Annotated in this window: 12 protein-coding genes; 10 read left to right on the top strand and 2 right to left on the bottom strand. The window is 39.1% G+C overall.

Annotation, left to right across the window (positions count from 1 at the left end; genetic code table 11):
* Nucleotides 1-63: 63 nt before the first annotated feature.
* Together IGI73_RS10065 and IGI73_RS10060 are read right to left on the bottom strand one after the other, a co-directional pair.
* Entirely contained in the window at nucleotides 64-1,059 is a 996-nt protein-coding gene (locus tag IGI73_RS10065; protein ID WP_375819688.1) for a phosphoglycerate dehydrogenase, read from the bottom strand.
* 26 nt (nucleotides 1,060-1,085) lie between these two features.
* On the bottom strand, nucleotides 1,086-1,895 hold the full coding sequence (locus tag IGI73_RS10060; protein ID WP_428207103.1) for a DUF1189 family protein: 810 nt from the start codon (nucleotides 1,893-1,895) through the stop codon (nucleotides 1,086-1,088).
* A 132-nt stretch (nucleotides 1,896-2,027) separates the two neighbouring features.
* Between IGI73_RS10060 and IGI73_RS10055 the strand changes: the two genes are divergently transcribed.
* The 10 genes from IGI73_RS10055 (at nucleotide 2,028) to IGI73_RS10010 (ending at nucleotide 12,238) form a co-directional block, all read left to right on the top strand.
* Nucleotides 2,028-2,471: a GtrA family protein gene (locus IGI73_RS10055; RefSeq protein WP_428207104.1), complete on the top strand. Its 444-nt coding sequence runs from the start codon at nucleotides 2,028-2,030 to the stop codon at nucleotides 2,469-2,471.
* A gap of 75 nt (nucleotides 2,472-2,546) precedes the next feature.
* A complete protein-coding gene (locus tag IGI73_RS10050) occupies nucleotides 2,547-3,152 on the top strand; it encodes a superoxide dismutase (RefSeq protein ID WP_428207105.1) in 606 nt (201 codons plus the stop codon).
* 141 nt (nucleotides 3,153-3,293) lie between these two features.
* On the top strand, nucleotides 3,294-3,494 hold the full coding sequence (locus tag IGI73_RS10045; protein WP_005229578.1) for a cold-shock protein: 201 nt from the start codon (nucleotides 3,294-3,296) through the stop codon (nucleotides 3,492-3,494).
* Nucleotides 3,495-3,601: 107 nt separating this feature from the next.
* Nucleotides 3,602-4,003, top strand: coding sequence for a glycerol-3-phosphate cytidylyltransferase (gene tagD / locus IGI73_RS10040; protein WP_115232543.1), 402 nt, complete (start codon nucleotides 3,602-3,604; stop codon nucleotides 4,001-4,003).
* Nucleotides 4,004-4,171: 168 nt separating this feature from the next.
* Nucleotides 4,172-5,227 carry an ABC transporter ATP-binding protein gene (locus tag IGI73_RS10035; RefSeq protein WP_428207106.1) on the top strand — a complete coding sequence of 352 codons (1,056 nt, stop codon included), beginning with the start codon at nucleotides 4,172-4,174 and terminating at the stop codon, nucleotides 5,225-5,227.
* A 45-nt stretch (nucleotides 5,228-5,272) separates the two neighbouring features.
* The gene (locus tag IGI73_RS10030) at nucleotides 5,273-6,082 is read left to right on the top strand and encodes an ABC transporter permease (RefSeq protein WP_016610774.1); all 810 of its coding nucleotides are present in this window, start codon (nucleotides 5,273-5,275) and stop codon (nucleotides 6,080-6,082) included.
* Nucleotides 6,083-6,267: 185 nt separating this feature from the next.
* Entirely contained in the window at nucleotides 6,268-7,296 is a 1,029-nt protein-coding gene (locus IGI73_RS10025; RefSeq protein WP_428207107.1) for an LCP family glycopolymer transferase, read from the top strand.
* A gap of 310 nt (nucleotides 7,297-7,606) precedes the next feature.
* Nucleotides 7,607-9,727 carry a peptidoglycan D,D-transpeptidase FtsI family protein gene (locus IGI73_RS10020; RefSeq protein WP_428207108.1) on the top strand — a complete coding sequence of 707 codons (2,121 nt, stop codon included), beginning with the start codon at nucleotides 7,607-7,609 and terminating at the stop codon, nucleotides 9,725-9,727.
* A 189-nt stretch (nucleotides 9,728-9,916) separates the two neighbouring features.
* Nucleotides 9,917-10,198, top strand: coding sequence for a hypothetical protein (locus tag IGI73_RS10015; protein WP_015510017.1), 282 nt, complete (start codon nucleotides 9,917-9,919; stop codon nucleotides 10,196-10,198).
* A 3-nt stretch (nucleotides 10,199-10,201) separates the two neighbouring features.
* Nucleotides 10,202-12,238, top strand: a complete 2,037-nt coding sequence (locus IGI73_RS10010; RefSeq protein ID WP_428207109.1) for a cation:proton antiporter — start codon at nucleotides 10,202-10,204, stop codon at nucleotides 12,236-12,238.
* The last annotated feature ends 48 nt before the right edge of the window (nucleotides 12,239-12,286 follow it).

The following is a 12,286-nucleotide window of genomic DNA, read 5'->3' as shown; positions in this document are numbered from 1 at the left end:
ATAAAAGTGTACAATTTGAAGAGAGTGCCTTCAACTGTACACTTTTTTTGCGGAAAGAATTTGTTAGTATCCCTTTTCCAAGTTTATCTCATTCTTAACAAGTTCTTGTTTTTTTAAAAATTGTTGGAAATTCGCTAAGAAAATATCCATAAATGCCTTTTGAAAATGGGGCGTGTGTCCTGAGATGTGAGGAGTAATCAACAGGTTTTCGGTATGCCATAGCGGATCATTTTCTGGTAGAGGTTCCTCTTCAAAAACATCTAGTGCGGCAAATGCCAGCTGCTTTTTCTCTAATGCCTTTGTTAATGCGGCAGTATCCACGCTAGGACCACGACCGACATTATAAAATGAAGCAGAAGGCTTCATTTGTGCAAAAAAGGCTTCATCATACAAATGTGTGGTTTCTTCTGTCAGTGGAAGAATATTGATGATGCAATCGGCGGTTTTTGCGCAAGTGTGTAAGTCAGATAACGCAAACGTTTTTTCAAAACCCGCCACCTCATGGCCGCTTGTATTAATGCCGATCGGATGTACACCAAAAAAGGTTAATGCTTTGGCTAATCTTTGGCCGATCTGTCCCGTACCAACGATCAAAATCTCTTGATCCGATAGCTTTGCATAAGGAATCGTATCCGGTGCCCATTGCTGTTTTCTTTGTTGTTGGATTGCTTGGAAAATCCCGCGGTTTTCCATAAAGAGCAAAGCCAATAAATGGTCTGTAATCGATTCTGCGTGGATGCCACTGCCATTTGATAAGAGAATGTCGTATTTTGCAAACTCTTTTAATGGCAAGGTGTCCACACCAGCCGAAATCGCTTGGACCCATTTCAAATTTGTTTTTTCGGTTAACAGGTGTTCGTTCCATGCTGGCTTCCAACCGATAGTGATTTCCACTTGTGACCAATCAATTGCTTGGTCCTTTGAGTACACGAGAAATTGATAGTCTTTTTCCATTTGTTCCACATAAGTGTCGCGAAAGTTGCGAGTGGCTAAGATTATTTTTTTCATTGCCAAGCCTCCTTGTATCTTAAGTGTAGCAAAGAATGAGAAAAAAGCCATGTTCAATGAATTGAACATGGCATAGATCATTTTTTTAATTGTATTTTTGGGGAATCTTTGACACCTTGTGTAAATAAGAATAGGGAACCAAACAAAATAAAGGTTGTAGCATCAAAGGAAGGCAGCGCTAGTTGTACAATAACACTAATGAGTGTAGGCAATGCAGCACAGACAATGAGAATCTTTAAATTTTCGAAAAAGGTATAAGAGAATAGCTTCAATTTCGTATAGATCGTTGCAATAAAGGTTCCCATGATTAAGGTGATCAGTAAGCTGACAAACGTGGGATATAAGGCGACAAAAAAGACAATGATTTTTATCAGCCATGGGATCGCTTGGTTGGATAAGGTTTCTCGAATTGCCTGACCGTTAAGATTACGCAGTGCTGGTTCACTATAATCAAACTCTAATTGGTTTGAATCGAACATAGACGTTGAGAAACCAGAAGAAGGGATACGAATGACCAGCTGATCTTTTAACAAACCTACTGCGATCACCGAGCCGGTGACATCAGATGCAATATCTGCTGGTGTACGATTGCCATCAGGATCAAAAGTAAAGATGATCGAATCGGTTTGATAGATGAACCCTTGCGTATTGGGAGCGACAGAAATCTGTCCATTTTCGATCGTGAAATCAGGAATCGTTTTTCCGATTTTTTGTCCATCTGCTTGCACATCACGAAAGACGTCTAAGACATTGATGGTAACTGGCAAAGCCATCATCACGGCTGCACCTAATAGAAAAACGATCACTTTGGAAAACTCTGCTTTTTTGACGAATTTTAGCTCTGGTATTCGAAAAAAAGCAATTTTAAATAGTTGGACGATAGTCATTTGCTGATAAACTCCTTTGTGGTATAACTAGAGTAATTGTAACGAAGGGTTCTTAGGATTACAAGGAATTCACAAAAAAAGAGCCAAATATCTATTGAATAAGTAAATAAAGTAATGAAAGTAGGCATATGTATGCAAAAGTTTATTGAATACAAACAAATCTTACAACAAAAAAAACTGTGGGAGCCACTCACGTATTTATTTTTTGGTGGTTTGACCACCGTAGTCAATATTGTCGTCTATCTCATTTTTCGTGAAGGGTTTGGTTTTTATTATCAAACAGCGAATGTGATTTCTTGGATCGCTTCTGTTTTATTCGCTTACTTTACAAATAAGTTATGGGTCTTTGAAGCAAAAACAAAAACGAAGCAAGAGTCTTGGGCGGCATTTGGAAAGTTTATTTTTTTTCGCGTTATATCATTAGACTTGGACATGCTCTGTATGTATTTCTTTATCTCAGTTTTAGCTACCGGCGATCTTGTTGCCAAGCTGGTCACCCAAGTCGTTGTTGTTTTGGCAAATTATGTGTTTAGTAAATTTTTGATTTTCAATACGAAAAAAAGTGAGAAAAAGTAAGCATATTTTTTGAACAAAGTCTGATAGTCTGATAATGTTACTTATGTAAACATTATCATTGAGGAGGATTTTTTTATGACTTACACATTACCAGATTTACCTTACGCATACGATGCATTGGAACCATATATTGATGAAGAAACGATGCATTTGCATCATGATAAACACCACAACACTTATGTAACAAACTTAAATGCAGCGATTGAAAAACATCCTGAATTAGGTGAAAAAACAGTTGAAGAATTATTAGCAGACTTTTCTTCTGTATCTGAAGATATTCAAACAGCGGTTCGCAACAATGGCGGCGGCCATGCTAACCACACATTCTTCTGGGAAATCTTAGGCCCAAATGCCGGTGGCGAACCTACTGGGGCAATCAAAGAGGCAATTGAAGAAACTTTTGGCAGCTTTGAAGACTTTAAAGAAGAATTTAAAACTGCTGCAACTGGACGTTTTGGTTCAGGTTGGGCATGGTTAGTCGTTAAAGACGGTAAACTAGCAATCACTTCAACCGCGAATCAAGATTCACCATTGATGGATGGTCAAACACCTGTATTAGGTTTAGATGTTTGGGAACATGCGTATTACTTGAAATACAAAAATGTTCGTCCAGATTACATCAATGCTTTCTGGAGTGTTGTTAACTGGGACAAAGTAAACGAATATTTCGCAAAAGCTTAAACAAACTATTAGGAAGAAGCCTGACTAAGGGCTTCTTTTTTGTTGATGGAAAGAAATTTCGTTATTGCTAACGCTTACATATTCCGCTATAATGAAATCGACGGAATCGTCGGATTATAATTATTGGAGGCTTTACACACTATGGAACATGGGAAAGTAAAATGGTTCAACAACGAAAAAGGGTTTGGTTTTATTACAGTTGACGGTGGCGATGATGTATTTGTTCACTTCTCTGCCATTCAAGGAGATGGGTTTAAATCGCTTGAAGAAGGACAAGAAGTTGAATTTACGATCGTTGAAGGTGCCCGCGGACCGCAGGCAGCGGAAGTAACCAAAGTCTAAATCAGAACAAAAAAGCTGAGTAACCTCTCAGCTTTTTTAATTTGCTATTTCCTGCCATTTTTGGTATCTTCAATACATTAAAGACTAGAAAACGAAGAGGTACAAGAATGAAACGAGTAATTACTTATGGAACATTTGACTTGTTACACTATGGACATATTAATCTTTTACGTCGTGCAAAAGAACAAGGCGATTATTTAATCGTGGCACTATCAACGGATGAATTTAATTGGAATGAAAAACAAAAAAAATGCTACTTTTCCTATGAGAAAAGAAAGCAATTATTAGAAGCGATTCGTTATGTTGATTTAGTTATTCCCGAGAAAGAATGGGCACAAAAAGTTTCTGATGTCAAAGAGTATCATGTTGATACCTTTGTTATGGGAGATGATTGGGCAGGAAAATTTGATTTTATTCAAGAAGAAACCGATGCTGAAGTGATTTATCTAGCGAGGACGCCAGAAATATCAACCACTCAAATTAAAAAAGAGTTGAAACTAAATAATTGAACAATTCTAATAGAAAAAGCATCTTTTACAGATGTTTTTTTTATTGAAACCAACTCCAAGAACTTAAGAATTTATTACTAGTTTTTCATTGATTATTTGTTCAGAACTCAAAATATGGTATGATGTTTTGTGAGTTGACTTGATCAATTAGAAATTCTATGAGAATGGATGAAGAAAGTGGAAAAAGAAATCAAAGTCCGTGCAACTTTAGTGACGAAAGAATACGACTTATATAAAAAGAAAGCTGATAAAGTAAAAGCGCTATTCAAGTTCTATCATCGCAATGTTCCCCGATTTTGGGCATTAAAAGGAGTCAGCTTCGATGTGAAAGCTGGTGAATCAGTGGGGATCATTGGGATCAATGGCTCTGGAAAATCAACTTTATCGAACGTAATCAGTGGCATCATTCCACCGACATCCGGTACGATGGAAGTAAATGGTGATACCTCAATCATCGCAATCGGTGCCGGGTTAAAATATCAGCTGACAGGGTTAGAAAATATTCGGCTTAAAGCATTGATGTCTGGAATGACTAATAAAGAAATTGATGAAAAAATGCCTGAGATCGTAGCCTTTGCTGATTTAGGTGACTTTATCAATCAACCCGTTAAAAGCTATTCCAGTGGGATGAAATCACGATTAGGCTTTGCTATTGCGGTTCATAATGATCCAGATATTTTAGTCATTGATGAGGCGTTATCTGTCGGAGACGAAACGTTTTATCAAAAATGTGTGGATAAGATCATGGAATTTAAAGAAGCAGGAAAAACGATCTTTTTTGTTAGTCATGCTTTAGGACAGGTAGAAAAACTTTGTGACCGAACGATTTGGATGCACTATGGTGATTTACGGATGTTTGGTCCTACTGAAGAAGTAATGGCTGAATACCGCAAATTTATCGATTGGTTCAAAAAACAACCAAAGAAAGAGCAAAAAGCCTATCAAGATAACTATAAAGAAGAACAAAAAGCATTTAACTTGGACAAACTAACAGAAAAAAGCCGTGAAGATCATTTTTTGCAACAACAAAATCTTTCCGACCAAATGATTCAAAAAAACTTGAAGCGCACGCCATTAGGAGAAAAAATGAGCTGGCCGACAAAAGGGATCTTAGGTTTGGTCGTAGTCGCAACGATATTCTGTTCGCTGGTTTCTTTTAGTGGGCGTTCGATTACTTACGCAATTAAAAATCCTGTTGAAACGATTAGTCAAGTTTTCAAATAAAGAAGATGTTTCTTTGTTTAGTTCAAATAGAAAAGGAAGAAGTTTGTGAAAGAGATTGCTGCAGTTATAAAAGAACAATTTAAACATGCGGGAATTATATTCCGGATGTCTCGATACGAAGATAAGGCTACTTATCAGAGCCATTATTTGGGATTAGCTTGGCAAATATTAAACCCTGCGATTCAAATCGGTATTTATTATTTAGTTTTCGGATTAGGAGTGAACGGGAATAGAAAAGTTGATGGCGTTCCTTTTATTATTTGGATGCTGATTGGGATCACGGCATGGTTTTATATTAATGCATCTGTGTTAGGTGCCTCCAACAGTATTCATCGACAAGTAGGAATGGTAGCGAAAATGAAGTTCCCAGTAAGCATTTTACCATCGATCAATATTATAAGTAATCTGTCATCGTACATCCCTATGGTGGCAATAGTGATAGGTTCGTTATTCATAGCGGGTGTAACACCAAGCATCTATTGGTTACAATTTATTTATTACTTTCTTGCGATGGTCATCTTCTTATTTGCATTTGGCCTTTTGAATGCAACCATAACGGTACTGATTCGTGACTATCACATTTTTCTGCAGTCTGTTTTGAGATTATTATTTTATGTTTCTGGTCCAATATGGGATATTAATAATCGAAACATGCCTGTTTGGTTGATTAAAATCCTTCGCTTAAACCCATTTTACTATTTAATCGAAGGATTTCGGGATGCTTTCCTTTCTCGAGCATGGGTTTGGGAAAAAACGACCTACACACTTATATTCTGGTGTCTAACTTTGATGCTTCTTATTTTAGGAAGCCATTTGCATATGAAGTTCCGTGCTCGTTTTGTTGATTACATTTAAAAATGATGTTTTGACGTGTGCTCTCTAACTTAGAGAGCGCACTTTATTTGTTTGTAATTTTTTCTTTATTTCAAATAAGTTACGGAAGCGTTACGGATGAAAGTTATTCTTGATAGCGGTTGCTGAACGTTGTATTTTGTGGGAAAATTTACTCGATAAGTGATTTTTTATTGGCGAGGTGCAGGATGCGGAGTTATCAAAAAGTAATAGTCAGTATTTTAGTCGTGTTAGTAGTTGGAATCATTGGGTTAACGATTTATGGCATGCAGATCTATCAAGAGACGAATGCTACATTCAACCAAATCTCAAAGTCTGTTGATCGTAAAACAGACAAACGAGAAACAGCGATCAGCATTGAAGAGCGCGATCCATTTTCCATTCTGTTAATGGGGATTGATACAGGGGCGCTGGGACGAACCGAGCAAGGCCGTTCCGATAGCATGATGGTGGTAACAGTCAATCCTGAGAAAAAGCAGTCAACGATCGTTAGTCTTGACCGTGATATCTATACGCAAATCGTTGGCTTTAATACGATCGATAAGTTGAATCATGCCTATGCTTTCGGTGGTGAAGCGATGGCAATGGATTCAGTTGAAAATCTTTTAGACATTCCTATCGACCATTATGTGACGATCAATATGCAAGGGATGCGGGATTTGATTGATGCAGTAGGTGGTATCGAAGTGACAAATACCATCGATTTTACGTTAGAAGGTGTCCATGTCCCTAAAGGACAAATCACTTTAGATGGGAAAACAGGCTTGGCCTACGCAAGAATGCGTAAACAAGATCCAGAGGGAGATATAGGGCGACAAAGAAGGCAAAGAGAAGTGGTGACGAAAATCCTTCAAAAAGTCATGAGCTTGGAGGGAATAGGAAATTACCGCAACATCCTTAAAGCAGTTGAAAAAAATTCGAAGACGGATCTTACCTGGAATGAGATGATGGATATCGGCACGAATTACATGCCTGCTTTTACGACCATCGAGCAAGAGCAGCTACAAGGGGAAGGACAACTGATTGGTGGGGTATATTATCAGCTATTAGGCACGAATCAGTTATTGTATACGCAAAATTTGTTAAAGGAGCAGTTGCAAATTCCGACGAACGAGGGGTTGACCCAAGGCGATGAATATACTAACGGATCGCCTAATTACCAGTTATACGACGACAGTCTGACCTTCTCAGAAGAAAACTCAACAACTGGGGAGTAGCTAGTTTCTTTAGAAGTCTAAAAAGCAGGGTGACAAAATGTCCTCCTGCTTTTAGTTTTCCACAATAACATCAATCAATTTCTTGTTTCACGAAATCAACAAATGAAAAAACATAAGAAAGCTTAAAAAAACAATTTTTTCATGAAAGAGTGAAAATGAAACAATCTATCTGTGAAACATTCAGGCAGATATCGTTGAGTTTTTATAGTTTTTTCTAAGGATTAATAGATATTTTTTGTTTTTTCTGTTTCAGATCGAATTTTTTGGTAAAATAGGACAGTAGTCATTATAGATTGGAAGGATAGATGAGATGAAGAATTTGAAAGATAAAGTTGTCCAAGGGATACGTAAGGGGCCAGAAGAACCAAAGGCCAAATCGTATCGCAAATCTCATGTTCCATTTCGATTGAACTTTTTGTTTTTTATTATTTTTGCTTTGTTTGTATCATTGATTGTCCAATTAGGCTATCTACAGATCGTCAATGGCGACAATATTGAGCAGCAATTGAAAGCTTCATCTGTAGTGGAAGTAAAAGGAAGTGCCCCTCGGGGGATGATTTACGATGCTTCTGGGAAAGCTTTAGTGGAAAATCAAGCCAATGCAGCAATCACTTTTACCCGGGGAAACAAAATGACCGCTCATGATCTTTTAGAAACGGCCAAAAAATTGAGCGAGTTGATCGAAATGCCAGTCGACAAAAACTTGTCTGATCGAGATCTTAAGGACTTTTGGTTGGCAGATGAAGACAATCTTGAAAAAGCAACTGAACGATTGAGTGATGAAGAGCGTTCTTTAGGTACTTCTGAACAATATACGGCAACCGTTGAGAAAGTGACCGAGGAAGAAATCAACTTCTCCGATGCCGAATTAGAAGCAGCCACGATTTTCAAGCGGATGAACAGCGCACAATCCTTGAGTACGGTCTTTATAAAGACGTCGGATGTGTCTGACCAAGAATTGGCAGTTGTTGCTGAAAACATGGTCGATTTACCAGGAATCTCCACCGGGACCGATTGGACACGAAAGATCGTTGAAGGAAGTTCTCTGGCTAGTTTGATCGGAACGGTGACTAGTGAAGAACAAGGAATACCTGAAGAAGTTCTAGACGAATTCTTAGAAAAAGGTTACGCACGTAATGATCGCGTTGGCCGTAGTTATTTGGAACAACAATATGAAGAAGTTTTACAAGGAACAAAATCCATCTCTGAAATATCGCTTGACAACAACAACAATATTGAAAGTCAAAAAGAAACCTTTGCAGGTGCAAAGGGGGATAATCTGGTTTTAACACTCGATGCTGAATTTCAAGCGAAAGTTGACAAGATTTTGCAAGACAATTTTCAAAAACTGATTGATTCTGGTGCTGCAGAGTATTCCCCAGGGGTATACGCAGTGGCGTTAAATCCGAAAACCGGCGGTGTCCTTTCCATGTCCGGGTATCATCATGACACGGGATCAAATGAAATGCAGGAAAATGCCATTGGTACCTTTATTAATTCCTTTGTACCAGGGTCCGTCGTCAAAGCAGGAACCTTGGCTGCCGGTTGGGAAAACGGCGTCTTAAACGGCAACGAAGTGCTGCTGGATCAACCAATCAGAATCGGCTCCGATGTAAAAGCTTCTATTTTCAACCCAACTGGGGCAAATAATCGCAATCTTTCTGCGGAGCAGTCATTGGAAGTTTCTTCTAACTCCTATATGATGCAAGTCGCTTTACGTTTGATGGGCATCAATTATCAGTCAGGCATCTCGATTCCAACAGTGGATCGTCAAGGGGATGTCTACGAAAAACTCCGTTCCTCTTTTGCCTCTTTTGGTATGGGAACTGAAACAGGGATCGATTTACCAGGAGAAGCAACTGGTATCAGCACATCCATTGAGAACATGGACCCTGTCAGTGATGGCGGAAAGATCCTCGACTTAGCATTCGGCCAGTTTGATACTTATACGACACTGCAACTGGCACAATATGCAGCAACTGTTGCTAATGGTGGCAAAAGATTGCAGCCTCACATCGTTGACGGAATCTACGACAATGATGAAACAGGCGGACTAGGTTCGCTGATTGAGGACATCGAACCAACGGTATTGAACGAGGTTGGTTTATCAGATGCGCAAATGCAAATTATCCAAAATGGCTTTTACGATGCGGTTCATGGAACGGATGCTTGGGCAACTGCCAAAGGCTTGGCTTCTGCGAAAATGGAAGTCTCTGCCAAAACAGGTACTGCCGAAACACCCATCGTGGATAGTAATGGCAATACCATCAGCTTAGTTAACTTAAACATCGTTGCCTACGGGCCAAGCAGTGATGCGGATATTGCGATTGCGATCGTGATGCCTCAATTAAAAGGAGACACCGATACGCATCCCAATATTCAAATCGCGAAAGAGATCATGGATGCTTATTACGACTTGTATATGAAATAAACAAAAAATCGCAGTGAAAGCTGCGGTTTTTTTAGTTTATAAGAATGCGGATAGAAAACCATCTTTTAGTGAGAAAGACTTGCTATTTTTGAATGATTGGCTTAGAATACTAGCGGTCAAGAGATAATTTTGATTTATACGATAAATAAAAAGATAAATTGATAATAAAAAGGGGCCCAAAGCACAATCATGAACAAGGAATGTTTAAGCAAACAAGAACTGATGAAACAGTTGGGACAATTTACACCAGCTGAAAAAAAAGAGATTCGTGAGTACTTGCAACGGAAAAATCCATTGCTTTTTCGTAAATTTGAGCGAATGAAACACGATCTTTACCGCTTGGAATCACGGCGTGTCCAATGCGAAATTGAAAATAACGAAAAGGAGTTAGGTCTTCTAAACGATAAGATCCTTTTGAAAAAAGAAGATTTTCTTGAGCTGTTATTAGCTATTCGAAAGAAAAGAGGGTAATGGATGGAATTTATTGAACTCGTCATTATCATTGCAATTCTCGTCACGTTATCAAATGTGGCGAGCAAAATATTACCCTCGGTACCGATCTTTTTTATTCAAATCATCTTAGGAATTTTATTAGGTTTAACAGAAATGGGACAGGAAATCGCTTTTGAACCGGAAATGTTTTTAGTGATGATCATTGGACCATTGCTGTTTCGTGAAGGAGAACGAGCAGATGTACCTGAAATTCTCAAAAACAGCAAGATCGTATTGTTTTTGGCTTTTGGCGGCGTTTTAATGACACTGTTTGCTGTCGGCGGAACGCTCCATTGGTTGATGCCCACGATTCCTCTGGCTGCTTGTTTCGCTTTTGGTGCTGCGTTAGGACCAACTGATGCAGTGGCAGTCTCCTCATTAGCAAAACGTTTGAAAATTTCCAAAAACATTATGCACATTCTGGAAGGCGAGGGCTTACTGAACGATGCTTCAGGGGTTACCGCATTGCAGTTTGCTATCGTAGCTTTGACCACCGGGAGCTTTTCAGCAGCCAACGCAGGGTTCCAGCTCCTATTCTCTAGTATCGGCGGCGGGCTTGTCGGTTACTTGATCGTGTGGCTGAAACGCCGAATTTTGCGCTTTATTGAAAAAATCTCGGCACAAGATGTCACAGTATACTTATTGATCGAACTACTCTTGCCATTTGCTGCCTATTTGCTGGCCGAAATGATCGGGGTCTCAGGGATCATCGCAGCCGTTGTGGCAGGTGTAGCCCAAGCCCAAAGAAAACGACGGATCTCGTTGTTTGATGCAGAGCTGGCGAACATTTCAGAAAGTACTTGGTCGACCATTGTCTTTACATTGAATGCATTGGTGTTTCTTTTTCTAGGAATCGAGTTGTCACAAGTATTTTCACCAATCTGGGAGAGCAATAATTATGCAAACTGGCATCTAGTGATTACGATTTTGGTGATCACAGCGGTGATCTTCCTTGTTCGTTTTCTCTTTTTGTTGTTTTACTATTGGTTTTTACAGTCAAAAAAACAAGTATCAATGAATCAAGTCGCCTTGTTGACTTTTGGCGGAGTCAAGGGAACAGTCAGTTTGGCAGCCATCTTTATTTTGCCTGTGATGGTGCATGATGCACCCTTTCATGAAAGAGGCTTGCTTCTGTTTTTGACCGCTTGTGTGATCTTACTGACATTGATCATCAGCGTGATGGTCTTGCCATACTTGGCAGATGGGGAAGCTGCCGAAAGCGTCGACTTCAATCACTTGCTGATCTTAGAAGACGTCATCGAACAATTGGAAGCAGAAGAAAAGCCAGAACTCTCGGATAAAGGCCGTTTAGCGATCGATGCTGTCATCAATTCCTATGAAAATCGGCGCTGGGAGTTGTATCGCAATAGTTTGACTGATTCAGAAAAACAAGAAATCCAAGAAATTCAAGGATTGATCCTATCGATCGAACAAGACGGCTTGGATGAAGCTTATCGAAATGGGAAAGTCAGCTTAAATGGCTACCGTTTTTATTCACGGTTTATTTCTCAGCAACAGCATTCCCTCGCAAAACAAATTCTCTCATTCTTTAGTTTTTGGCTCTTCTTTATTCAGCGATTTATCCGTATTTTGATTCATCCTCGCTTGTTTTTACAGCGACAGCAGCAGCTAAAAGCTGCCTTGAAGCAACGAGACATTTCTGAAGTACAAAAAATTTACTTAAAGAACAGTGAATATATTTTTCATAGTTTGAGCAATTTAGAAGATGTCTATGATTCCTCGCTGATCAATTTCTTTATTCGTCAACGAGAAATGAGCATCAAACGATTTGAACACAGCAATTTCATTGAAACGATCATGATCGAGCAAGACCCGATTTTTGTTAAGAAAGTCCTTTGGGGCTATTACCTTGAGCGCAAAACGATCGATGAATATGAAGTGGCTGAAAAAATCTCAACGATTTCGGCAAATGAATACCGACGCAATGTCAATCTGTTAGAATCGTATGCGATGTCTCGAGCAGAAGAACAGCCGAAGCAGCGAATGTTTCGCCGATAATACGTCTCAAGAGGCGCACAACTTGAGGAACGTTTTATGGAGTGTCTT

This window comes from Enterococcus sp. DIV0755f (assembly GCF_051713725.1).
GTDB lineage: Bacteria > Bacillota > Bacilli > Lactobacillales > Enterococcaceae > Enterococcus_D > Enterococcus_D casseliflavus.
This window is presented reverse-complemented; position numbering and strand designations above follow the sequence as displayed.

What these genes read in the sequence shown, in the direction of transcription:
- IGI73_RS10060 (WP_428207103.1), bottom strand. Translation starts at nt 1,895, where the DNA reads ATGACTATCGTCCAACTATTTAAAATTGCTTTTTTTCGAATACCAGAG.
- IGI73_RS10025 (WP_428207107.1), top strand. Translation starts at nt 6,268, where the DNA reads ATGCGGAGTTATCAAAAAGTAATAGTCAGTATTTTAGTCGTGTTAGTA.
- IGI73_RS10015 (WP_015510017.1), top strand. Translation starts at nt 9,917, where the DNA reads ATGAACAAGGAATGTTTAAGCAAACAAGAACTGATGAAACAGTTGGGA.
- IGI73_RS10045 (WP_005229578.1), top strand. Translation starts at nt 3,294, where the DNA reads ATGGAACATGGGAAAGTAAAATGGTTCAACAACGAAAAAGGGTTTGGT.
- IGI73_RS10050 (WP_428207105.1), top strand. Translation starts at nt 2,547, where the DNA reads ATGACTTACACATTACCAGATTTACCTTACGCATACGATGCATTGGAA.
- IGI73_RS10020 (WP_428207108.1), top strand. Translation starts at nt 7,607, where the DNA reads ATGAAGAATTTGAAAGATAAAGTTGTCCAAGGGATACGTAAGGGGCCA.
- IGI73_RS10035 (WP_428207106.1), top strand. Translation starts at nt 4,172, where the DNA reads ATGAAGAAAGTGGAAAAAGAAATCAAAGTCCGTGCAACTTTAGTGACG.
- IGI73_RS10010 (WP_428207109.1), top strand. Translation starts at nt 10,202, where the DNA reads ATGGAATTTATTGAACTCGTCATTATCATTGCAATTCTCGTCACGTTA.
- tagD (WP_115232543.1), top strand. Translation starts at nt 3,602, where the DNA reads ATGAAACGAGTAATTACTTATGGAACATTTGACTTGTTACACTATGGA.
- IGI73_RS10055 (WP_428207104.1), top strand. Translation starts at nt 2,028, where the DNA reads ATGCAAAAGTTTATTGAATACAAACAAATCTTACAACAAAAAAAACTG.
- IGI73_RS10065 (WP_375819688.1), bottom strand. Translation starts at nt 1,059, where the DNA reads ATGGCTTTTTTCTCATTCTTTGCTACACTTAAGATACAAGGAGGCTTG.